General features: G+C 65.5%; 24 protein-coding genes. 18 read left to right on the forward strand and 6 right to left on the reverse strand.

Going from position 1 to position 20,425, the window contains the following annotated elements:
- The first annotated feature begins 30 nt into the window (after window positions 1-30).
- From AC56QQ_RS12975 to AC56QQ_RS13000, 6 genes are all read left to right on the forward strand, one after another.
- A complete protein-coding gene (locus AC56QQ_RS12975) occupies window positions 31-1,563 on the forward strand; it encodes a hypothetical protein (protein ID WP_497127688.1) in 1,533 nt (510 codons plus the stop codon).
- The gene (locus AC56QQ_RS12980) at window positions 1,563-3,077 is read left to right on the forward strand and encodes a pyridoxal phosphate-dependent decarboxylase family protein (protein WP_497127690.1); all 1,515 of its coding nucleotides are present in this window, start codon (window positions 1,563-1,565) and stop codon (window positions 3,075-3,077) included. Before AC56QQ_RS12975 ends, AC56QQ_RS12980 begins: the two co-directional genes overlap by 1 nt.
- 89 nt (window positions 3,078-3,166) lie before the next feature.
- Complete coding sequence (locus AC56QQ_RS12985) at window positions 3,167-3,907, forward strand: DeoR family transcriptional regulator (protein ID WP_497127692.1); 741 nt, start codon at window positions 3,167-3,169, stop codon at window positions 3,905-3,907.
- A 153-nt stretch (window positions 3,908-4,060) separates the two neighbouring features.
- Window positions 4,061-5,632: a sugar ABC transporter ATP-binding protein gene (locus AC56QQ_RS12990; RefSeq protein ID WP_497127694.1), complete on the forward strand. Its 1,572-nt coding sequence runs from the start codon at window positions 4,061-4,063 to the stop codon at window positions 5,630-5,632.
- Window positions 5,629-6,636, forward strand: a complete 1,008-nt coding sequence (locus AC56QQ_RS12995; RefSeq protein ID WP_489862352.1) for an ABC transporter permease — start codon at window positions 5,629-5,631, stop codon at window positions 6,634-6,636. The genes AC56QQ_RS12990 and AC56QQ_RS12995 overlap by 4 nt, the downstream gene beginning before the upstream one ends.
- Before the next feature lie 79 nt (window positions 6,637-6,715).
- On the forward strand, window positions 6,716-7,873 hold the full coding sequence (locus AC56QQ_RS13000; protein WP_497127696.1) for a substrate-binding domain-containing protein: 1,158 nt from the start codon (window positions 6,716-6,718) through the stop codon (window positions 7,871-7,873).
- Between the two features lie 176 nt (window positions 7,874-8,049).
- On the opposite strand, the gene AC56QQ_RS13005 is transcribed toward AC56QQ_RS13000, so the two are convergent.
- The 3 genes from AC56QQ_RS13005 to AC56QQ_RS13015 are packed head-to-tail and all read right to left on the reverse strand — an operon-like array spanning window position 8,050 to window position 9,406.
- On the reverse strand, window positions 8,050-8,475 hold the full coding sequence (locus AC56QQ_RS13005; protein ID WP_497127698.1) for a VOC family protein: 426 nt from the start codon (window positions 8,473-8,475) through the stop codon (window positions 8,050-8,052).
- Between the two features lie 53 nt (window positions 8,476-8,528).
- Complete coding sequence (locus tag AC56QQ_RS13010; protein ID WP_497127700.1) at window positions 8,529-8,957, reverse strand: BA14K family protein; 429 nt, start codon at window positions 8,955-8,957, stop codon at window positions 8,529-8,531.
- A gap of 38 nt (window positions 8,958-8,995) precedes the next feature.
- Window positions 8,996-9,406 (reverse strand): EF-hand domain-containing protein, encoded by a 411-nt coding sequence (locus AC56QQ_RS13015; RefSeq protein WP_497127702.1) that lies wholly within the window; start codon window positions 9,404-9,406, stop codon window positions 8,996-8,998.
- A 259-nt stretch (window positions 9,407-9,665) separates the two neighbouring features.
- Here AC56QQ_RS13015 and AC56QQ_RS13020 point away from each other — a divergent pair, with 259 nt between their 5' ends.
- The 9 genes from AC56QQ_RS13020 to AC56QQ_RS13060 all read left to right on the forward strand — a co-directional run bounded on the left by AC56QQ_RS13020 (window position 9,666) and on the right by AC56QQ_RS13060 (window position 15,518).
- The gene (locus AC56QQ_RS13020) at window positions 9,666-10,100 is read left to right on the forward strand and encodes an EF-hand domain-containing protein (RefSeq protein ID WP_489862347.1); all 435 of its coding nucleotides are present in this window, start codon (window positions 9,666-9,668) and stop codon (window positions 10,098-10,100) included.
- 41 nt (window positions 10,101-10,141) lie between these two features.
- On the forward strand, window positions 10,142-10,525 hold the full coding sequence (locus tag AC56QQ_RS13025) for a hypothetical protein (protein ID WP_091581550.1): 384 nt from the start codon (window positions 10,142-10,144) through the stop codon (window positions 10,523-10,525).
- Between the two features lie 96 nt (window positions 10,526-10,621).
- On the forward strand, window positions 10,622-11,206 hold the full coding sequence (locus tag AC56QQ_RS13030; protein ID WP_497127704.1) for an RNA polymerase sigma factor: 585 nt from the start codon (window positions 10,622-10,624) through the stop codon (window positions 11,204-11,206).
- Window positions 11,203-11,649, forward strand: coding sequence for a hypothetical protein (locus tag AC56QQ_RS13035; protein ID WP_497127706.1), 447 nt, complete (start codon window positions 11,203-11,205; stop codon window positions 11,647-11,649). Before AC56QQ_RS13030 ends, AC56QQ_RS13035 begins: the two co-directional genes overlap by 4 nt.
- A complete protein-coding gene (locus AC56QQ_RS13040; RefSeq protein WP_497127708.1) occupies window positions 11,646-12,047 on the forward strand; it encodes a periplasmic heavy metal sensor in 402 nt (133 codons plus the stop codon). Before AC56QQ_RS13035 ends, AC56QQ_RS13040 begins: the two co-directional genes overlap by 4 nt.
- A gap of 89 nt (window positions 12,048-12,136) precedes the next feature.
- Window positions 12,137-13,297: a hypothetical protein gene (locus AC56QQ_RS13045; RefSeq protein WP_497127710.1), complete on the forward strand. Its 1,161-nt coding sequence runs from the start codon at window positions 12,137-12,139 to the stop codon at window positions 13,295-13,297.
- The gene (locus AC56QQ_RS13050) at window positions 13,290-14,048 is read left to right on the forward strand and encodes an ATP-binding cassette domain-containing protein (protein ID WP_497127712.1); all 759 of its coding nucleotides are present in this window, start codon (window positions 13,290-13,292) and stop codon (window positions 14,046-14,048) included. Before AC56QQ_RS13045 ends, AC56QQ_RS13050 begins: the two co-directional genes overlap by 8 nt.
- A gap of 139 nt (window positions 14,049-14,187) precedes the next feature.
- A complete protein-coding gene (locus AC56QQ_RS13055) occupies window positions 14,188-14,661 on the forward strand; it encodes a carboxymuconolactone decarboxylase family protein (RefSeq protein ID WP_489863490.1) in 474 nt (157 codons plus the stop codon).
- A 59-nt stretch (window positions 14,662-14,720) separates the two neighbouring features.
- Window positions 14,721-15,518, forward strand: coding sequence for a sigma-70 family RNA polymerase sigma factor (locus AC56QQ_RS13060; RefSeq protein WP_497128982.1), 798 nt, complete (start codon window positions 14,721-14,723; stop codon window positions 15,516-15,518).
- A gap of 37 nt (window positions 15,519-15,555) precedes the next feature.
- Here AC56QQ_RS13060 and AC56QQ_RS13065 read toward each other — a convergent pair whose 3' ends face one another.
- From AC56QQ_RS13065 to AC56QQ_RS13075, 3 genes are all read right to left on the reverse strand, one after another.
- A complete protein-coding gene (locus AC56QQ_RS13065) occupies window positions 15,556-15,828 on the reverse strand; it encodes a hypothetical protein (protein WP_489862339.1) in 273 nt (90 codons plus the stop codon).
- Between the two features lie 144 nt (window positions 15,829-15,972).
- Window positions 15,973-16,227 carry a hypothetical protein gene (locus AC56QQ_RS13070; protein WP_497127714.1) on the reverse strand — a complete coding sequence of 85 codons (255 nt, stop codon included), beginning with the start codon at window positions 16,225-16,227 and terminating at the stop codon, window positions 15,973-15,975.
- Between the two features lie 232 nt (window positions 16,228-16,459).
- Complete coding sequence (locus tag AC56QQ_RS13075) at window positions 16,460-17,209, reverse strand: DUF899 domain-containing protein (RefSeq protein WP_497127716.1); 750 nt, start codon at window positions 17,207-17,209, stop codon at window positions 16,460-16,462.
- Window positions 17,210-17,527: 318 nt separating this feature from the next.
- On the opposite strand from AC56QQ_RS13075, the gene AC56QQ_RS13080 reads away from it, so the two are divergent.
- The 3 genes from AC56QQ_RS13080 (at window position 17,528) to AC56QQ_RS13090 (ending at window position 20,417) form a co-directional block, all read left to right on the forward strand.
- Window positions 17,528-18,748 (forward strand): helix-turn-helix domain-containing protein, encoded by a 1,221-nt coding sequence (locus AC56QQ_RS13080; RefSeq protein ID WP_489862336.1) that lies wholly within the window; start codon window positions 17,528-17,530, stop codon window positions 18,746-18,748.
- 36 nt (window positions 18,749-18,784) lie between these two features.
- Window positions 18,785-19,417, forward strand: a complete 633-nt coding sequence (locus AC56QQ_RS13085; RefSeq protein WP_497100951.1) for a Vgb family protein — start codon at window positions 18,785-18,787, stop codon at window positions 19,415-19,417.
- A gap of 169 nt (window positions 19,418-19,586) precedes the next feature.
- Complete coding sequence (locus tag AC56QQ_RS13090) at window positions 19,587-20,417, forward strand: aldo/keto reductase (RefSeq protein WP_497127718.1); 831 nt, start codon at window positions 19,587-19,589, stop codon at window positions 20,415-20,417.
- Window positions 20,418-20,425 lie beyond the last annotated feature (8 nt).

The following is a 20,425-nucleotide window of genomic DNA, read 5'->3' on the forward strand; positions in this document are numbered from 1 at the left end:
GCTACCGCAGCCCTGACCACGGAGACCATCATGCCTGCAACTCAGCGCGGGATCCTGCAGGTGCCGGCGAACCCGGTCCCGGAAACGGAGGGCCCGGAGCGCCGTTCCCCGGCCTCCGTTTCCTTCCTGCTCGGCACGGGTGGCGACAGGCGCATCTGGCCGGATGCGATCACGCGCCGCAACCGCTATGGAACGCGCGCAACCCCGGCCGACGACGAGATCTCATTCTCATCGACAACGGCAAGCAACATCTCGCGTGAGGGTTTTCAGGCGGCTGGGGTCGAATTGGCGCGCCTCGTGGATATCGCGTCGCCTTTCCCTGTAGATCAATGGTTCGCCGACATTCGCGACCGGATTGCCGGCAATCTTGGCTGTGCGGGGGCGGACGTCGTTCTCGCCGCCTCCGGAACGGATGCGGAGCTTCTCGCGCTGTGCATGATTGCAGGCGTCTCCAGGCGCCCCTTGACCAATGTGCTTGTCGCGCCTGACGAGACGGGGAATGGCGTGCCACGCGCGGCAGCGGGGCGTCATTACTCGGATCTGACGGCACTCGGCAGCGCCGTCGAGGCTGGCGCGCCGCTTGACGGCCTGCCGCCGGACCGCATCGAAGTGCGCACGATTGCCATCCGCAACGAGACGGGCGAGCCTCGCCATCAGCACGAAATCGATGCCGAGATCATCGCCACCGTCGAGCTGGAATTGAGGCGGGATCGCGATGTCCTCGTCCACGTGCTCGATGCGTCGAAAACAGGTTTGCCGGCCGTAACGCGGCAGGCCGCGCGCCATGTCGCGGCGCTTGCTCCCGGACGGGTGCGGGTCATCGTCGATGCCTGCCAGTTCCGCGGCTCGATTTCGCGGCTGGGGCAGGATCTGGCGGATGGCTTCGTGGTGGCCTTGACCGGCTCCAAGTTCATCGCCGGCCCGCCTTTTTCCGGCGCGCTTCTCATCCCGCCGTCACTGGCCGAGGAGCTTGCGGCGAGGTCCGATATCCCGGCGGGCCTGGCGGAATACACCGCGGCGCAAGACTGGCCGGCGGCCCTTCGCCAAAGGATGAGCTTCGCGTTCAAGTCGGAATTGAATTTGGGGCTGGGTTTGCGCTGGATCGCGGCGCTCGCCCATCTCGAGCGCTATGCCGCGATCGACGAGGCCCGGCAAAGCCTCGTCAAGGAAGAGTTCGTCCGACTGGTGCGGTCTCGCATCGACGCCGTGAAAGGCATCTCACTGCATCAGGACGATGAAGGCGATCATCTCGGCTCACGCGCCATGGTCCCGTTGACCGTCACGAACCGCGCCGGCGCTTTCGCGTCGTTCGAGGAGTGCCAGGCTATTCAGCTGTCGATGCGCGGTCTCAACGGAGGCCCGATCTGCCATGTCGGGCAAGCCGTGCGCCTGGGCTCGCGCACGGTGCTGCGTGTTGCCGCCTCCGCTCCCGATGTGATCGGCGTTTCGACGCGACTGTCGGCCGGCCAGTCGCTGCAGCAGGCGTTTGGTCCGATCGAATCCAGGCTCGACGTTTTCTTCCAGAAACTGGCGGCGGTCCTGCACCATCCGCGAGATGCCTGATGCCGCGATCCACCGAGCAGAGCGACCCGGCCGCCGATAGTGCGGCCGAGACCAGCCTCGATCCAGCGGACTGGGATCAGTTTCGCAAGACCGCGCACGGCATGCTGGACGACATGATCACCCACATCGAGACGATCAGGCAGAGACCGGTGTGGCAGCGGCCGAGCGATGAAACGCGCGCGCGGTTTGCCCGGCCGCTGCCGAACGAACCTCGCGAACTGGGTGATGTCCTCGATGATGTGCGCACGCACATCATGCCGTTCGCAACCGGCAATTTGCATCCGTCATTCATGGGTTGGGTTCACGGCGCGGGTACGCCGATCGGCATGGTGGCGGAAATCGTCGCGAGCGGCCTGAACATGAATTGCGGTGGCCGCGACCATGCCGGTCTCGTGGTCGAACAGCAGATCGTGCGCTGGATGAGCGAGGCGCTCGGCTACCCCCGTGGCGCGAGCGGCTTGTTCCTCACCGGATCCTCGATGGCAAACTTCGTCGCGCTGACGATCGCCAAGACCGAGGCGCTGAGCCCATCCGTCAGGGAGACCGGCCTGCGCGACTGCGACCGCCAGCTGGTCGCCTATACGTCCACCGAGGCGCATTCCTGCATCGCGCAGGCAATGCAGCTGTCCGGCATCGGATCGGCAAATCTGCGGACCATCGCGGTCGACGATGCCGGAAGGATGCTGCCGGGCGCGTTGTGTGCGGCGATCGAACAGGACCGCGCCGACGGGTTCCTGCCGTTTCTGGTCGTCGGCACCGCGGGAACGGTGAACACCGGGGCCATCGATCCGCTGGCCGACATCGCCGAAATCGCATCGAGGGAAAAACTCTGGTTCCATGTCGATGGCGCGATCGGTGCGCTCGCCGTGCTGTCCGATTCCTTGCGTGGACTGTTCAAGGGCATCGAAAAGTCGGCATCGGTGGCGCTCGACTTCCACAAAGGGGGCCAGGTTCCCTACGATGCCGGGTTCCTTCTGGTGCGCGATGGCGATGCCCACAAGCGCGCGTTCGCGCAGCCGGCCGCCTATCTGCAGCGGGCGAATCGCGGGCTTGCCGCCGGCGAAACATGGCCCTGCGATCTCGGCCCCGACCTGTCGCGCGGATTCCGCGCCTTGAAAACATGGATGACAATCGAAGCGCTTGGGACGGATCGTATCGGCGGCTCGATCGCACACACATGCATGCTCGCCCGCCATCTCGCCGAAGCTCTGCAACGCCATCCGGCATTTGAATTGAAGGCGCCCGTGGCGCTCAATATCGTGTGTTTCGGCATTCGCGGCGCGGACTCCGAATTTGTCCGCAACCTGGTGCTGGATCTTCAGGAATCCGGCCTGGCCGCGCCTTCGTGGACAACCGTCAGCGGCGAGCTGGTCGTGCGCTGCGCCATCGTGAACCATCGCACGACGGTGGCCGACATCGACGCGTTCATGGATACGCTCAACCAATATCTGGCCGATCGCTGCCTTCCTTCTGCCTCATCCCCCGAACCGTCAATTCGGCCTGTCCGTTCATGACGGCAGGGCGGCTCGGCACACCGCGCTTGCAACTGAATGCGAGCAGTTGTTAAGTTCCTCACATTTCACGTGACCGACAGGCCCGACGCATGACTTCTCGCAAAGCGCAAAGGACAGCCCGGCTGATCCATCTGCTGTCGGAACGGCGGGTCATTCATCTCAGCGAAGCGGCAATTCTTCTTGGCGTCTCCGAGATGACGGTGCGGCGTGATATCGCCACCAACCAGGGACAGATCGCCTATCTCGGCGGGCATATACTGGCAGCGGCCGAGATCGACACCGACGCTCCTTACGAACTGGCGACCGCGGCCGACAGCCATGCGGCCGCGAAGCGCGAAGCCTGCCTGCACGCGGTGCGCAAGATACGGCCCGACGAGACGATCTTCATCGACTGCGGCACGACGCTGATCCATCTGATCGACCTCATTCCCGATAATTATCAAATAACGGCAATATGTTACGCCATGAATGTCGCGGAACGCCTGACCCGCAAGGCCAATGTGACGATCATCATGCTGGGCGGTGTCTATCACCCCGCCTCGGCGTCTTTCTCGGGCACGCATGATTTCGACATCTTGAAGAGCGTTGGCATCAACGTCGCTTTCCTGTCGGCCTCGGGCGTCGATGCCAAGCGCGGCGCCACCTGCGAGCATTTCCACGAGGCGGTGGTGAAGCAGAAGGTGATGAGCCTGACGCGCGAGAACTACCTGGTCGTCGACTCGAGCAAGATCGGCAAGCTCAAGCGCGCCTTCTTCGCGCCGATGGACGGCTTCGACGCCGTCATCACTGAACATGGCGAGGTCGGGCCGGAATCTTTCAGCGAGGCCTGAGCTTGTTTCAAAATGCCTCATGCGGCGACCAGCCTTCATTTGACATTTCGTATCACTGATGGAAAAGTCACAAAAAAAGTAAGAGAAGTCTCAAAAAGACGATCTCGTCATGAAGGGTGGGGGGACGCGTCAACGGGAGGAAGCGCAGGCGTCATGGTCGAACAGGGTTCGATTGTGCTGATGTCCGAGGCCCCCTTGCTGCGCGTCGAGGGCGTCAGGAAGCGGTTCGGCGGCGTCAATGCGCTGCGCGGCGTCAGTCTCGAAATCCGATCCGGCGAAGTTCACGCCCTGCTTGGCGAGAACGGGGCCGGCAAGTCGACGCTCATCAAGATCCTGAGCGGCGTGCATGTGCATGATGGCGGCTCGATCGAAATCGACGGCAAGCCGGTCTCGTTCGTTTCGCCCGCCCAGTCGCGCGACGCCGGCGTGGCGGTCGTCTACCAGGATCTGAGCCTGGTAGAATCGCTTTCGGTTGCCGACAATCTGCTGCTGGGGCGAGAGCCGAGGACGCGCTTCGGCTTCCTGAAGAAGCGCCAGCTTGTGGCGCAGGCCGAAGCCTTCCTGAAATCGCAGAACATCCCGCTCGACGCCCGCGCCATGGTCGGCTCGCTGCCCTTTGCCTATCGCCAGATGACCGAGATCGCCAAGGCGCTGATGGGCGACGTTCGCCTGCTCATCCTGGACGAGCCGACCTCGGCGCTGACCGACGATGAAGAGAAGATCCTGTTCGAGGCGATCCGCGCGGTCGCCGCGCGGGGCGTCGGGGTGATCTACGTCACCCACCGCCTCAACGAGGTCTTCCGCATCTCGAACCGGGTGACCGTGTTCCGCGACGGGCAGAACGCCGGAACATTTGTCACGGCGCAAACCAATATGAGGCAATTGGTCGGCGCGATCGTCGGGCCGGATCACGCCGTTCTGAAGGCGGACGGCGGGCCAGCTGGGCAAAGCGTGCCATCCTCCACTGGTTCTCCTGAAAAGCTGGTGCTCGAACTGAAGGGCGTCGGCAACGACCGGCTGGACCGGACCGATCTCGAGCTGCACAGCGGCGAAATCCATGGCCTTGCCGGACTGATCGGCAGCGGACGCACCGAAATCCTGCAGACGATCTTCGGCCTGCGGCCCGTGCAGTCGGGCGAGGCCAGCCTGGATGGCGTTTCGCTGAAGGGAACCGATCCCGCGGCGGCAATACGACAAGGCATCGCCCTGGTGCCGGAGGACCGCCACGTCCAGGGCCTGGTGCTCGAACATTCGATCGAGCGCAACCTGACCCTGCCTCGGTTGCCCTATTTCTCCCGCCTTGGCTGGCTGCAGCGCCGTCCGGCGAACGAGCACGCCAATGCCGCGATGCGCAGACTGGCCGTCAAGGCGCCAGGCGCGTCGACCACGGTGAAGAACCTGTCCGGCGGCAACCAGCAGAAGGTCGTGTTCGGCAAATGGAACGAGCCGCGGCCGCGCGTGCTGTTGCTCGACGAGCCGACGGTCGGTGTCGATGTCGGTGCCCGCGAGGAGATTTACGGCGTCATTCGCGCAGCGGCGACGGCTGGCAGCGGTGTGCTGCTGGTGTCTTCGGATCTGTCCGAACTGCTTCAGCTCTGCGACCGCATCTCCATCGTCGTCGATGGCCGGATCACCAGGACGATTGCCAGAAAAGACCTCGGCAGCGCCGAGGACCTTCATCACCTCATCCAACTTTCGCAGCCATCGGAAGAGCACGCGGCATGACCGACACAAAAAGCCCGGCGAAGGCACCAATGGCAAGCGTGGCAGGTGCCGCCAACCAGCCGGGCGGGCGCGCCACGCTGCGGCATCTGCTTCAGGGCGAGCGGCCCTACATGCTCTACGTCGCCTTCGCCATCATGCTGATCGTCTTCAGCCTGGCATCGCCCTGGTTTCTGTCGATCGACAATTTTCTCAACATCGGCCGGCAGACGACATTGGTTTCGATCATCGCCGTCGGCATGACGTTCGTCATCATCTCCAGGCAGATCGACCTGTCCGTCGCCTCGACGCTGGCGCTTTCGGGCATGAGCGCGTCACTGGCCATGGCTTTCGTCGCCAACAACTGGGTCGTCGGCGCGGTGGCGGGACTGGGCACCGGGGCGCTGATCGGGCTGATCAACGGTGTCTTGACCACCCGCCTCGAAATCCCGTCCTTCCTGGTGACGCTCGGCACGTTGAGCGGCGCGCGCGGCCTGGCGCTGATGGTCACCAACACCAAGCCGGTCATCATCACCAACGAGTATTATTTCGCGATCTTCGGCGAGGGCTCCCTGCTTGGCATTCCGGCGCCGATCCTGTGGACGCTTGGCGTCACCATCGCCGGCATCCTGCTCCTGCACTACAGCGTCTACGGGCGGCAGGTCTATGCGGCGGGCGGCAATCCGACGGCGGCACTCTATTCCGGCGTCCATATCAAACAGGTCACCACGCTGGCCTTCGTGTTGACCGGGACGCTCGCCGGCCTGGCATCGCTGATCCTGTCGGCGCGTTCGCACGCGGCGCGGCCCGACGTGGTGCAAGGCATGGAGCTCGATGTCATCGCCTCGGTGATCCTCGGCGGCTGCAGCCTTTTCGGCGGCCGTGGCTTCGTGCTCGGGACGCTGCTCGGCAGCCTGATCATCGGCACGCTCAACAACGGACTGGTGCTGCTCGGCGTCAGCTCGTCACTGCAACTCGTCATCAAGGGAGCAATCATCGTCGCCGCGGTCGCGTTCACGAGGAGGTAAGGCGCGCATCCACGGATATCAGCAGAAAATTGTCGGCTCCAAACGGCAACGAAACGTCAACGATCAACGGAGGAAAGTCATGAAACAATCGGCACGGATCCATTCGCTTTTCTGTACATTGAGCCTCGCCGCCAGCGCGTTCGCGCTGTCGATGTCCATGAGTTTTGCGCAGACTCCGGACACATGCGTTACCGGCGTCGACCTGGCCACGCTTGGCCCCAAGGGCATCGTCGGGCAGGGCCCGCATGGCGAAAAGGCAGCCTCGCCGGACGAGCTGAAATTGAGCGACGACGAAGCCGCCAAGGTCAAGGCCGGCAAGTTCAAGGTCGGCATTTCCATGCAGACGGTGAATCTCGACTGGTCGCAGCTGCAGGTGCAAGGCATCAGCGAAACGCTGGCCAAATATGGCGTGACCGTCACTGGCGTGGCGTCGGCCGAATATCAGGTCGACAAGCAGATCGCCGATATCGAGAACACCATCCAGCAGCATCCGGACGGCATCATTTCCATCCCCGTCGATTTCACCGCCACGGCGCCGACCTACAAGAAGGTGGGCGAGGCCGGCATCAAGCTGGTGTTCATGGACAGCATCCCGGTTGGCCTCGAATCTCCAAAGGATTTTGCCTCGATGATCTCGGCCGACAGCCAGGGCAATGGCCAGATCGCGGCGCAGATCCTGGCTTCCTGCATGCCCAAGGGCGGCACGATCGGCCTGGTGAATTTCGGCGTCGACTATTTCAGCACCAATGAGCGCACCAAGGGCGTCAGCGAGTGGATGAAGAAGAACCGGCCCGACATCGTCATGAAGCAGGTCGACTTCACCGACCCCTCGAAAGTCTCGCAGATCGCTGGCGACTTCCTGACCGGTAATCCCGACGTGAAGGGTGTGTTTGCGGTGTGGGATCAGCCGGCGCTCGACACGCTGTCCTCGATGCGCGCGCAAGGCATCGATATCCCGATCACCACGGTCGATCTCGGCCTGCAGTCGGCGATCGAGATCGCCAAGGGCGGCCCGCTCAAGGCAACCGGTTCGCAGCGTCCCTATGACCAGGGTGTCGCCGAGGCGCTGGCGATGATGAAGGCGCTTATCGGTGAAACCACGCCCGCCTGGGTTGGCGTGCAGTCGCTGCCGGTGGTGCAGTCTAACGTGCTGGAATCCTTCAAGACCGTCTTCCACAAGGATCCGCCGGCCGAGCTGGTCGACGCCTGCAACAGCGCCAAGCCGAAATGCAATTGAGGTCATGAGACAGCCATGGCACCGGGGCGATCCTGTGCCATGGCCGTTATGCCGTCCGTGGTGTCGGCGCCAGCCAGCACCACGGACCGGCGTCGCCCGCGCGTGCGGCCAGCGCTGAACAAAAGGCGCCAGCCGCTGCGTGCCGACACGCGCCCGCAACCGCAGGCCGAGGCCGTTCAATTGCCGATGGCAATGCCACCCCAGTCCTCCGGCGCGACATCGGCGATCGACTGTGAGAAGGTCCAGTCGTGGCCGCCGAGATCGCGGCAGGAATATTGGCGCTCGCCATAGGGATAGCTTGTCGGCAGGCTCAATATGGCGGCGCCATGGCGCGCGGCACGACGATAGTGGGCATCGACATCCTCGACGCGCACCATCACGGCGAATGGCTTGGCTGTCCGCGCCTCTATCCGTTCGCCACTCTTCAGTTCGGTGACGACGACAGCCCCGTCACCGAAGCCGAGCTGGGCCCGGTGGGTGCCGATCATCAGCCGCGGCTTGAAGCCGAAGGCCTTGCAAAACCAGCGGCTGGCCTTCTCGACATCGGGATAGGAAAGCACCGGTATGACCGCGCTCGCGGGCATGGAGCGATTGTCGATCATGTCGTCCCCCGTGCCGCGTTGAACAGGGCTCTTCGTGAGGAGCTTTCATCGCCTCAGCTATAGGGCGACCAGCACTGCTGGCGCGGTCCGTTGTAGGGCTGGTAGCTGTTGTCCCAGGCGCGGTAAGAGACATAGCGCTCGTGACACCAGCGCACATGCGCGGCGGCCAGCCGGGCGGCCGGACGTGGCGGCACGGGTGGCACGGTCGCCGCCGCGACGCCGGCGGCAAAGGCGGCGGCGGGGAACCAGTAGCCATTGTAGTAGCGGTAGCCGGGCCGCACGCGGACATAACCCCGGTAACCATTGTAGTAATAGCCGCCGCCGACGACATGGAAGCCGCGCCGGAACCAGACCGGCGTCGGCGCGGTGATGGCCGATACCGGACCCGAGGTCGGCACAATCGGCAAGGCCTCGGCCGGTGAGGCCAGCACCGAGGCGCCAATCATCAGGCCGCAAAACGCCGTGAGTGTCCGTTTCATCATCTCTCTCCTTTGTTGGGTGGTGTGGAAGGTCTCGGGGATCACTGGCGCCGGAGCGCCCGCAGTTCGGAAATCGAAAGCGCGCCGTCGCCGTTCGTGTCCGCCCGCAGCAGCCGGTCGGGAATGAAGGCGGCAAACTCGTCGCGCGAAATTTTTCCATCGCCATTGCGGTCCATGCGGTCCGCTTGCGCCTGGAAGCCGGCAAACTGCGCGGCCTGGAAGTCGCGCTGCGACTTCACCTGCTCCACGGCCGCGCGCACTTCGCCCGCATCGAGCAGGCCGTTGTGGTTGGCATCCATCCGGTCGAACATCAGCGCCCGTGCCGCCTGGATCTCGCTGAATTCGAGCCTGCGGTCGCCGTTGGTGTCGATGCGCCGGAAGAGTTCCCGGGCGTTGCCGCCATCCGCGGCACAGGCGCTGCCCGCGCCAAGCAGCAGGCCGGCAAAGGCCATGACGATCTTGTTCATGTTGGTCTCCGCGTTGGGTTGGACGACCCGCCGCGGCCCGTCCTGCTGGGCCTTCTACGCACCGCCTCGTCCGCCCCTACGCGGCACGCGGTGATTTTTTTGAGGGCGCCGCCGGGCGCAACCGCCAGCCTCACGGATTGGCAGCCTCGGCAAAGAATCTTTCGCGCCGGGCGTAGGGGCAGGGCGCTTCCTGCGTATCGGTCAGCAGTCGCCCCCGCGACCTGACAACGAAAGGACCATCATCATGAAACGCTCAACACTTGCCGCGGCCCTGCTTCTGGGGCTCGCACCGCTCTCCGCCGCGCAGGCACAAGACATGCCGGGTCAGCGCATCCTGCAACGCATCGACACCAACGATGACGGCGCCATCTCGAAGGACGAGATGGCGGCCGCCCGCGAGCGCCTGTTCAAGAAGCTCGACCGCAATGGCGACGGCGTCATCGACGAGAAGGAGATCGAAAGCGCCCGCGATGCCATCATGGATCGGGCAGATGCCGCGCAGGCGAGGCTCGGCAACCGCTGGCGGCGCCTGGACACGAATGGCGACGGCAAGGTCTCCGACCAGGAGTTCGCCAGCAGCATGCCGCTGTTCGACCTCGCCGACCGCAATGGCGACGGCAGGCTCTCGGCCGACGAGATCGCGTCGGTCCGCAAGCTGATCGCCGAGCGTGCCAACTGACGATCCACGGCGATCATCCCTATCAAAACCAGGAGTACAAAATGCTCTCTTCAGCCAAATTCCCTTTGCTCTGTCTTGGCGCGATGCTCGTCTGGTCGGCTGCCTCGCCAGCCGCCGCCGAGGAATGGAAACGGCCCACGGCGCATGGCGGCGAGATCAGCCGCAGCGTCAGCAAGGATGGCAACATCCATACCGGCTCGACCACCCGCACCGGCCCCAATGGCGGCACCTATACATCGAGCTCCAAATGCGTCGGAGGCGTTGTTGACCGCTGCGCCAGAAGCTATTCTGGAACCGGACCCGACGGGCAGTCCTTCTCCGGAGAGCGGGTGTCGGCGCGTGGACCTTTCCGTGGCCGTTCGGCTGGCAGCTTCACCGGCCCGAACGGCAATACAGTCCACGGCTTCCGCCGCTGGCGCCGCTGACATCTGGTGTGATGGATTTGCATCCGAAATTCGTTTCTGCGCTTATCCGGATCGATGCGTTTTTCGGATTCGCCAAGCCGACAGGTGCCTGCCGCCGTGTCGCATGAGAGGGCCCGTGGCGACGACGACCTTCTGGCGCGCATCGCGGCGGGCAGCCAGGGCGCGCTGTCCGAGCTCATCGCCCGCCATGGCCACGGCCTGCGGGTGTTTGCCGCGCGCTATCTCGGCAATGCCGGCGACGCCGAGGATGTGGTGCAGGAGGTGTTCGTGACTGTCTGGAAACAGGCCGCTCGGTTTGATCCCGCCAGGGCGCGGGCCTCGACCTGGCTGTACCGGATCACCGCCAATCGCTGCATCGACCAGCGCCGGCGCCGGGCGTTGCGCAGCTTCATCGGTCTCGACGACATCAGGGATGAAGTCGCCTCGCCGGAGGCCGACGCCGAGGCGACGACAGCGGCGCGGCAGGAATTGGCGATCGTCCGCGACGGCCTCTCGCGCCTGCCGGAGCGGCAGCGCATGGCGGTTCTGCTCAGGGCCGTCGGCGACCTCGACATCGCGGCGATCGCCCAGGTGATGGGCGGCAGCGTCGGTTCGGCCGAGCAACTGCTTGTCCGTGGCCGGCGCGCACTCAGGGATCATATGGCAATGGCGGCCGCGGGCCGCGAAAGGAAGTCCTCATGACACGGGACGAATTCGAACGAAACCGGCGCCGCTTCGGCGACATCGTCGAGGCATGGCCGGCGCCCTTCCGGCAGCAGGCATTGGCCTTCATGGCTGATGAGGCGGGACCTGAGGACGATCCGGACGCCGCTCTCGACCGGCTTGTGCTCGAAGCGACGCTGATCGAAGGCGACGACCAGGCGCTGGCGCGCAAGGTGCTGGCCCGTATCGACACCGGCTCGGCGCGCCCGTCCTTGCTGCCGCGCTTCCTGCTGGCGCCGGCAGGGCTGGCGGCCTGCGCGGCGGCCATTCTCATCGCGGTGACGCTGGCGGGCTACCAGGCGGCGCGGCTGCAGGACGATCTGCAGGATTCGGAACTTCTGGCGCTGGCGTCCGGGGCGCGACTCTCCGGTACTGGCGGGGCCGACATCGCGGCCGATCCAGCAGAGGAGGATTCGCTTTGAGGCGCTCCTGGCTATGGACGGCGACGTTGGTGCTGCTCGCCCTGTCGCTCGCCGTCAATTTCTTCCTGGTCGGTTATGCCATGCATGGCCTGCGGCAGGGCGCGGCGGCGCGCGTGCTCCTGTCGGAAATCGCCAGCAGCTATCCGCCCGAGGTAAGGAAGGAGTTCCGTGGCGTGCTGCGCGACAACCGGGCGCGCACCTTCCAGGCGCTGCGCGAACTGCGCACCGCACGCGCCAATCTGGCGGCGGCGCAAAAGGCCACGCCCTTCGACGAAGCGGCGGTGAAGGACGCGATGGCGGCGGTGCGCACCGCCACGACCAGCCTGCAGGCGACCATGCAGGACTATCTCCTGACCGCCCTGAAGAACGTCAATGCGAAGTCCGCTTCGGGAGACTGACCCGTCACGGCCCCACTGGTGGCACAATCGTCGCCGATCTATGTCGGGTGTCCAACTGGCTTGCGAGGCCTGATCGCGAAGATGGAACCATGCGGCACGACAGGCTTGTCCTGATACTGCTCTGGCGCGAGCTGCTGGCTGGCCTGCGCTCGATGCGCCGCCACGATCTTGCCTGGATCGGGCTCGGCGGCGGCGCTCTGCTGGCCTACGCGATTGCCGACATCGCTCTCGCCTTGCATAAGGCGGCGGCCACGCTGCGGCAAGCGCCGGCATTGTGGGCGTTCGGCCTGCCGACGGCACTACTTGGCCTGGGATGTTTCGCGGGCAGCGGACTTGCCGGCCTTTGCCTGTCGCGTGCCTTCGCGCCCTTCCTGAGGGCATTGCCGCTGTCGCGCGGAACGCGCCGGCGCATGGCGGCGGTTGCGGCTTTTTCCATCGGCGGCCCGCTGGCCATGATGGTCGCGGCGGCGGTCGGGGTTGGCTGTGCCGTCATCGCAAAACCGCTGGCGCCGGTCTGGGGCTTTGGCGCCGCGATCCTGTTTGCCGCCGGCTTCGGCGCGGCGGCCAGATGGCGCCTGCTTCGGGGCCGCGACATGATTTACATCGATACCGCGGCCTTGGCGGGCGAGGGGAGTGGGCGCCGGCCTTGGCTCGGTGCCTTCGATCTTTCGACACCCGCCTGGCTCTCGAGCTGGGCGTGGGACCTGCCTGCCGGCCGCATCCGGCCGTCATGGCGCCTGACCGGCGCCGCCGTCCTGCTCGGTGTCGCCGCCAGCCTGGCCGCTGCGACCAGCCTTATCCACCGCAACGCCGCCCCGGCAGCCATGGCCGGCCTGGCCGGCGGCCTTGTCGTGTTCATGCTGAGCGCGCGTTTCCACCCGCTCGGCTCGCCTGTGCTGCGCACCGCTCCGCTTGGCTTCGCCAGGGCCTGGTTGCGCCTGGCGCGGCTGCCCCTGCAATTGTCGGTCGCCTTCTTCGCACTGCCGGCGAGCGCTGCCCTGGCGGCGGAGCCATCGGCATGGGCGTTGCCGGTTGCCAGTGGTTTATGGCTGCTGGCGCTGAACGGCGCCTACGCGGTCTTTGCCGCCTATTTCATGACCGCGCCGTTCGTCGCCGCGCTGAGCTTCCTCGGCGCCATCGCCTACGCCAGCTACGAGTCGCTCGAATATGGGCGCACCGTGCTGATCGGCTTTGCCGCCCTTGTCCTGTGGCTGTGGCACCGGGCGCGACAGAGGTATCGCCATGGATAGTACCGCCGACGTGCCCGAGATCCTCGCCGTTCGCGGTCTCGGAGCCGGCTATGGTGGTCGGCCGGTTGTTGGCGGCATCGAGCTCACGCTCAATCCGGGCGACGTCCTCGGCCTTCTCGGCGCCAACGGATCGGGCAAATCCACCTTGCTGAAAGCCGTCACCGGTCAGATCCGCCTGCTCGCCGGGAGCGTCGCGATAAACGGCGTCGATCTCACCGGTGCGCCGGAACGCGCCAAGGCTGGTTTTGGTCTCGCCATCGATCCGCCCGACCTGCCGGCGGCGCTCACCGGCCGGCAATATCTCCAGCTCGTCGCATCGATCCGCGGCTGTGCGGAGGACGATTGGCCTGGCGCCGACGTCGCCATGCGGCTCGGGCTGGGGCGCTGGATGGAGCGGCCGATCGGCGAATATTCGCTGGGCACGCGGGCCAAGATCGCCATCGCGGCGGCACTGCTGGGCGTGCCGCCCCTGTTGATCCTCGACGAGGCCCTGAACGGCCTTGATCCGCTCGCGGCCTTTGAGGTCAAGCGCATCGTCCTGGCCCTTGCGGCGAGCGGCCGCCATGCCGTCATCATCTCAACCCATGTCGTGGAAGCCGTGCCGGGCCTGTGCAACCGCGCCGTGCTTCTGGCCGAGGGCCGCGTGGCGCGCGACTGGGATGCCCGGCATCTGGCCGAGGCCGGGCGCGTGCCTGGCGCCTTCGAAGCCAGTGTCATGCAGGCGCTTGCGACCCAGGGCGCCGAGGCATGAGGCGACAGTCGGAGGCATCGCCGTGTGCATCGTGGCGTTGAACCTCCCGGGCGGCACGCATCAAAAAACCTTGGTGTGCATGTCACATTGGCGGACGCTGTCTCGTCATGATGCCGGAACCAAGAGAAGGAAGCCAATCATGACCGCCAAACTTGATCTCTTCGCCGCCGCCCCCTCGCTGATGAAGGAATGGCAACGCGCATCCTTTGCCATTTCCTCAAGCCTCGAGCCCAGCCTGAGCGAACTGGTGAAGATTCGCGCGTCCCAGATCAACGGCTGCGCCAACTGCCTCAACATGCACACCGTGTTTGCCCGCGAAGATGGAGAAACCGAGCAGCGCATCTATTTGCTGTCGGCCTGGCGCGAGGCCCCTTGCTATACCGATCGTGAACGCGCCGCGCTCGGCTGGACCGAGGCGCTGACGCGGCTCTGCGAAGGACATACGCATGAAAGTGCCTATGAAGCCCTGAAGGCCGAGTTCACGCCGGAAGAGCAGGTCAAGCTGACGTTGATGATCAACGTTATCAACGGCTACAACCGCCTCGCGGTTGGTTTCGGTGGCTGGGCCGATCCGGCGGCGATAAGGTCCGCTGCCAAGGCGGCCGCCGCTTGACGGCGAATGCGGGATTCGAGGACGCAGCAGCGAATTTCGAGCCGCTGCGTCCAAAGCTCATGCGTGTTGCCTACCGCATGCTCGGCTCCGTGGCGGACGCCGAAGACATGGTGCACGAGGCCTTCATCCGCTGGATGAGGACCGACCGCGGCGAGGTGCGCGAGCCCGAGGCGTTCCTGCGCCGCACGGTCACCCGGCTCTGCCTCGACCAGCTCAAATCCGCTCGACGCCAGCGCGAGAGCTACGTCGGTCCCTGGCTTCCCGATCCCGTCGTGGAAGAGGACGACGAGGAAGACGTCACCTTGCCGCTGCTGCTTGTGCTGGAGCGTCTTTCTCCGCTCGAACGGGCAGCCTTCCTGCTGCACGATGTGTTCGGGCTGGGATTTGAGGAGGTCGCGGTCGCCATCCAGCGCGAACCCGCCGCGTGTCGCCAGCTCGCTGCCCGCGCGCGCACCCATGTCCGCGAGGCGCGGCCTCGTTTCAAGGTGGAAAAGCAGCAAGGCCTCGCGCTTGCCGAGGCCTTTTTCGCCGCCTCGCGCAGCGGCGACATGAAGGCGCTCGGAGCGATGTTGACGGCCGATGTCAGCGCCCATGCCGATGGCGGTGGCAAGCGTCCGGCAGCCATGGAAGTGGTCCTGGGCCACGATGCCGTCATGACCCAATATGAGCGTGTGGCGGCCTGGCTCCAGGAGAACGGCTCAAAACTCGTCCGCCTTGGTTTCGTCAACGGATTGCCCGGCTTCATCACGCTGGAAGCCGATGGCGAACTGCAAACGACCGCGCTCGAAATCGAGAACGGAAAGATCGCGGCAATCTACGTGATGCGCAACCCCGACAAGCTCAGGCATCTGCATTAGGTCCACCGCCGAACGGGGGAACAGCGAGCCGGAGCAGCTACCCCTTCTCTTCGACCAGGATCACCAGCGATTCCGGCACCACGCCATCGTGGGCCATCGCGTCGGCGGCTGCCTTGGTCTGCATCAGCGCGGCCATCTTGTCCATGTCCGGAACGTCCATCATCACGGCCACCCGCTTCGGGTTCTGCGGATCGACGAACGTGCGGATGTTGGTGATCCCAAGCGCGCCGAAAAGCTCCTTGCGCTTGGGTGAACCGAGCCAGTGCTTGCTATCTTTCGTGATGTTGTGATGGCCAATGACAGTTGGCATGGCATCCTCCCCAAGGTGACGCCGGCGGTCGATGTCGCCCGCCTGATGCTGCGATCCACCTATGCGTTCCAGTCAGCGCCGTTTCTTCCAGACTGTCAATTAGCTGTTGCTGATGGATTGTTTCCGGATCGGATGGCGCGGCCGCTATTGCCGGCCGGACATCACGCGCAGCCAGGGCGCCAGGTGGAAGGCACTCATCAGGAGATACATCGCCGCCATGCCGGTGAGCGGCGAGGCATTGGCGCCCATGCACAGCATGGCGGCGTCGCCACCCTGAAGACAGGAGAGCAGCGCCATCACGGCGAAGGTGGGTGCCGCCGCGAGGCACAGCCAGTCGGCGATGCCGAGGGCGGTGTTTTCAGGGGTCGCGCCGCCGGCGCTTGTTTGGATATTGCTCATCGTCTTTTTCCTTGATGGTTGCGACCCGTCAGAACTAGGGTTCCTCGCCCCTGCCAAAGGCGGGGGGTCCAAAGGACGGGCGAGACCCGTGGCTCGCCCCGGCAAGGTGGCCGCGTAGCGGCCGGAGAGGGGGCTCTCGTAGGGCGCGGCCCCTCTCCGTCTCGGCTTCGCCGAGCCACCTCTCCCCACTCCGTGGGGCGAGGAACCCAAGCTGGATAGGCGCCAGTCCTTCTTACTCACCCTTGTCCCGGAACGCGGCTTCGCCGGCAGCCGACACCTCGGCCCATTTCTTGTCGGCCCCGGCGTCGTAGTTGTCGTGCCAGTTCCACCACGAGTAGAGAGGGGTCTGCGGATAGCCTTCGGGCGAGTCCTCCCAGAGCTCCTGGCGGCCGAGCGGGGTGGCGTCGAGATAGCTCCAGACCGTGCCCATCGCCTCGTCGCCACGGCTGTTGATAAAATAGGTGCGGAAGATGCGGTCGCCGTCATGGAAGAACACGTTGTGGCCGTGCCATTCGTCGACGCCGAAGTCTTTGTCGAAGCTGTCGGTGATGGTGTACCAGGGCATCTCCCAGCCCATGCGCTTCTTCAGCCGTACGATGTCAGCCTGCGGGGCACGCGAGGCGTAGGCGAGCGTGGTGTCGCGGGCGTTGAGATGGGCGAGATGGCCGACCTGGTCAGCGCCGAGCGAGCAGCCGCGGCAGGCATGATCGGGCCAGCCATACACGCCGGGTTCGAAGAAGGCGCGGTAGACGATCAGCTGGCGGCGGCCTTCGAACAGGTCAAGCAGGCTCGCCTTGCCATTGGGGCCCTCGAATACATAGGCCTTGTCAACTTCCATCCATGGCATGCGCCGGCGCTCGGCGGCGAGCGCGTCCTTGGCGCGCAGCGTCGCCTTCTCCTTCACGAGCAGTTCTTCGCGCGCGGCCTCCCACGCCTGCCGTGAAACGATCGGTGGGGTCTTCATCGTGACGTGCTTGGTCATTGGTCGTCTCCTTGTCAGTTTGCCGTCGCGCCGTCGCGACGTGTTGCTGCTTGCTGGTCGTGAGGTAGGGTAGGGCGGTGAGGCTGAGCGGTGGGAGTTACAAGTGTGACGGGATTTGAATCGTCGCCACAGCAGGGGTGGCGCCCGGCGTGCTTGGCCGCGTCTATTGTCGCGTCGAGGGGCAGATCGGCTGAACTATTCATCTTCTTCTCCTTTGGCGCGCCGTCGGTTGCCAGCACGGCTTGCTGGTTGACGGTGCTGGCTTAAGCTAGGGCGGCGCGGCGCGGGGGTGGGAGTTACAAGTGTGACGGGATTTGAATGGACTCGCTGATCACGGCGGCAGGCATGGCACTGGCGGCGGGCGATCCGCTCGGCGCCCTCGACCGCGTCGCCTTGCGCGACGATGCGCCGGCGCTGGCGCTGCGCGGCATCGCCATGGCGCAGCTCGGCGACCTCGAACGCGCCAAGGCGCTGCTGCGGCGGGCCGCGCGCGCCTTTGGCCCGAAAGAGGCGGTGGCGCGCGCCCGATGCGTCGTCGCCGAGGCCGAGATCGCGCTGGTCTCGCGTGACCTCGGCTGGCCGGCCAGGGCGCTCGACGCGGCGCGGACAACGCTGGAAAAGCATGGCGACCGGCTGAACGCCGCGCATGCCGGCCACCTCAAGGTGCGGCGGCTGCTCTTGATCGGGCGGCTCGACGAGGCCGAGCACGTGCTGGCCGGGCTCGATCCCGCGCCGCTTCCGCCGGCCTCGAGGGCCGCGCACGAACTGGCCGTCGCCGGCATCGCGATGCGGCGGCTCAAGACGAAGACGGCGCGCACGGCACTGGAGTGGGCACGCCACGCCGCCCGCCGGGCCGGCATTGCCGGCCTCATGGCGGAGGTCGACAGTGCGTTCCTGGCGCTGGACACGCCGGCGGCGCGGCTGATCGCGCGCGGCCAGCAGCGCCCGCTGCTGCTCGAGGAGGTCGAGGCGCTGCAGGCGTCGCCGGGGTTGGTCGTCGATAGCTTTCGCTATGCCGTGCGCAGCGGCGAAACGATGATCTCACTGGCAACGCGCCCGGTGCTGTTCGCGCTGGCGCGCACGCTCGCAGAAGCGTGGCCGGGCGATGTGTCGAGAGAGGAACTCGTGGCGCGGGCCTTTGGCGGCAAGCACGCCGATGAATCGCATCGCGCCAGGTTGCGGGTCGAGATCGGCAGGCTGCGCGCCGAGTTGCGGACGTTGGCCGACATCGGCGCGACCAAGCGCGGCTTCGCGCTGGCGCCGCGCCAGGCCGGCGAGGTGGCGGTGCTGGCGCGGCCGATCGAAGAGCGGCACGCGGCGGTGCTCGCCTTGCTCGCCGATGGTGAATCCTGGTCGAGCTCGGCGCTGGCGCTGGCGCTTGGAACCGGCCAGCGCAGCGTGCAGCGGGCGCTCGAGCAGCTTTGCGAAACCGGCAAGGTGCAGTCGTTCGGCCACGGGCGGGCGCGCCGCTGGATGACGCCTCCGGTGGTGGGATTCACGACCACCTTGTTACTCCCCGCACCGCTGCCGAATGGTTAGAAAGGGGCACGACCAACACGGTTTGAGGATCAAGACATGAAACATTCAGCGGCCGAAATCCTGCGGGAGTATGGACCGTTTCCCGGCGTGGAGCGGGTCGGTGGCGTAAGCTTTGATGGCAAGAACGTCTGGTTTGCCTCGGGTGACAGGCTGAATGCCTTCGATCCCGCAAGCGGACAGTCGCTGCGCTCGATCGATGTGGCAGCACACGCCGGCACGGCCTATGATGGCAGGCATCTCTTCCAGCTCGCCAATGATCGCATCCAGAAGATTGATCCTGACACGGGCGAGGTGCTTTCCACGATCCCGGCGCCCGGCGGCGGCCGCGACTCCGGGCTGACCTGGGCCGAAGGGACGCTGTGGGTGGGGCAGTACCGCGAGCGCAAGATCCACCAGATCGACCCCGAGACCGGGGCAATTCTGCGCACCATCGAATCCAACCGTTTCGTCACCGGGGTGACCTGGGTCGATGGCGAGCTGTGGCACGCCACCTGGGAAGGCGATGACAGCGACCTGCGCCGCGTCGACCCGCAAACCGGCAAGGTTCTGGAGACGCTGGACATGCCGGCTGGCATGGGCGTCTCGGGGCTGGAATCCGACGGCGGCGACCGGCTCTTCTGCGGTGGCGGATCGGTAGGGGTGGTGCGGGCGGTGCGGCGGCCGAGGTGAGGGCGTGGCGCCGGTGACGATGGCGCAAGTTGGTGCTCCACGCAACCTTGCATCATATCGCCGGCAGACAAATGTCCCTCGATGGCTGGCCATCCGACCACCTCGCACCTAGTTAGGTTCTGCACCGGGCGGACCGCGCCCCGAGACATCATTGCAGAAGGACCTGACCATGCCCGAACAGATTGCGTTGAACGACGGCGCCACCATTCCTCAACTCGGCCTTGGCGTCTGGCAGGTCGATCAAGCCATCACCGCCCAGGTGATGCGCTGGGGGATCGAGGCAGGTTACCGCCTGATCGACACCGCCGAGGGCTACCAGAACGAGGAAGGGGTCGGGGAGGCGATCCGGACCGCCGGCGTGCCGCGAGGCGAACTGTTCATCACCTCGAAACTGCGCAATGGCGCGCACCAGCCCGATGCTGCTCGCAAGGCCTTCGACGAGACGATGAAAAAGCTTGGCATCGAGCAGCTCGACCTGTTCCTGATCCACTGGCCGGTGCCCAGCCAGGACAAATATGTCGAGGCGTGGAAGACCCTCATCGAGCTGAAGCAGGCCGGTCGCATCAGGTCGATCGGCGTTTCGAATTTCAACCAGGACCATCTGGAGCGGATCATCAGCGAGACCGGCGTCACGCCCGTCGTCAACCAGATCGAGCTGCATCCCCGGTTCCAGCAGCGCGGCATCAGGGAGTTCCACGCCCGGCACGGCATCCATACCGAAAGCTGGAGCCCGCTGGGCAGCGGCAGGCTGCTGAGCGACCCGACCCTATCAGGCATTGCCAGGAAACACGGCAAATCCGTCGCGCAGACGATCATCCGCTGGCACCTTCAGCAAGGGTTGATCGTCATTCCAAAGTCGATCCACCAGGATCGTATCGCCGCCAATTTCGACGTCTTCGATTTCGAGCTGGACGCGCAGGACCTGGCGCTCATCCGCGGCATGGATTCAGCCACCGGCCGCGTCGGAGCGGACCCCGCCACGGCTTCGTTCTTGTTCTGAGGGAACCG

The organism is Mesorhizobium sp. RCAM 05099, assembly GCF_059683685.1.

Excerpts from the sequence above, each read along its gene's own strand:
- AC56QQ_RS13055 (WP_489863490.1), top strand. The coding sequence starts at position 14,188 with ATGACCGCCAAACTTGATCTCTTCGCCGCCGCCCCCTCGCTGATGAAG.
- AC56QQ_RS13025 (WP_091581550.1), top strand. The coding sequence starts at position 10,142 with ATGCTCTCTTCAGCCAAATTCCCTTTGCTCTGTCTTGGCGCGATGCTC.
- AC56QQ_RS13010 (WP_497127700.1), bottom strand. The coding sequence starts at position 8,957 with ATGATGAAACGGACACTCACGGCGTTTTGCGGCCTGATGATTGGCGCC.
- AC56QQ_RS12975 (WP_497127688.1), top strand. The coding sequence starts at position 31 with ATGCCTGCAACTCAGCGCGGGATCCTGCAGGTGCCGGCGAACCCGGTC.
- AC56QQ_RS13065 (WP_489862339.1), bottom strand. The coding sequence starts at position 15,828 with ATGCCAACTGTCATTGGCCATCACAACATCACGAAAGATAGCAAGCAC.
- AC56QQ_RS12995 (WP_489862352.1), top strand. The coding sequence starts at position 5,629 with ATGACCGACACAAAAAGCCCGGCGAAGGCACCAATGGCAAGCGTGGCA.
- AC56QQ_RS13035 (WP_497127706.1), top strand. The coding sequence starts at position 11,203 with ATGACACGGGACGAATTCGAACGAAACCGGCGCCGCTTCGGCGACATC.
- AC56QQ_RS13085 (WP_497100951.1), top strand. The coding sequence starts at position 18,785 with ATGAAACATTCAGCGGCCGAAATCCTGCGGGAGTATGGACCGTTTCCC.
- AC56QQ_RS13005 (WP_497127698.1), bottom strand. The coding sequence starts at position 8,475 with ATGATCGACAATCGCTCCATGCCCGCGAGCGCGGTCATACCGGTGCTT.
- AC56QQ_RS12990 (WP_497127694.1), top strand. The coding sequence starts at position 4,061 with ATGGTCGAACAGGGTTCGATTGTGCTGATGTCCGAGGCCCCCTTGCTG.
- AC56QQ_RS13090 (WP_497127718.1), top strand. The coding sequence starts at position 19,587 with ATGCCCGAACAGATTGCGTTGAACGACGGCGCCACCATTCCTCAACTC.
- AC56QQ_RS13060 (WP_497128982.1), top strand. The coding sequence starts at position 14,721 with ATGCGTGTTGCCTACCGCATGCTCGGCTCCGTGGCGGACGCCGAAGAC.
- AC56QQ_RS12980 (WP_497127690.1), top strand. The coding sequence starts at position 1,563 with ATGCCGCGATCCACCGAGCAGAGCGACCCGGCCGCCGATAGTGCGGCC.
- AC56QQ_RS13020 (WP_489862347.1), top strand. The coding sequence starts at position 9,666 with ATGAAACGCTCAACACTTGCCGCGGCCCTGCTTCTGGGGCTCGCACCG.
- AC56QQ_RS13075 (WP_497127716.1), bottom strand. The coding sequence starts at position 17,209 with ATGACCAAGCACGTCACGATGAAGACCCCACCGATCGTTTCACGGCAG.
- AC56QQ_RS13080 (WP_489862336.1), top strand. The coding sequence starts at position 17,528 with ATGGACTCGCTGATCACGGCGGCAGGCATGGCACTGGCGGCGGGCGAT.
- AC56QQ_RS13050 (WP_497127712.1), top strand. The coding sequence starts at position 13,290 with ATGGATAGTACCGCCGACGTGCCCGAGATCCTCGCCGTTCGCGGTCTC.
- AC56QQ_RS13000 (WP_497127696.1), top strand. The coding sequence starts at position 6,716 with ATGAAACAATCGGCACGGATCCATTCGCTTTTCTGTACATTGAGCCTC.
- AC56QQ_RS12985 (WP_497127692.1), top strand. The coding sequence starts at position 3,167 with ATGACTTCTCGCAAAGCGCAAAGGACAGCCCGGCTGATCCATCTGCTG.
- AC56QQ_RS13045 (WP_497127710.1), top strand. The coding sequence starts at position 12,137 with ATGCGGCACGACAGGCTTGTCCTGATACTGCTCTGGCGCGAGCTGCTG.
- AC56QQ_RS13070 (WP_497127714.1), bottom strand. The coding sequence starts at position 16,227 with ATGAGCAATATCCAAACAAGCGCCGGCGGCGCGACCCCTGAAAACACC.
- AC56QQ_RS13015 (WP_497127702.1), bottom strand. The coding sequence starts at position 9,406 with ATGGCCTTTGCCGGCCTGCTGCTTGGCGCGGGCAGCGCCTGTGCCGCG.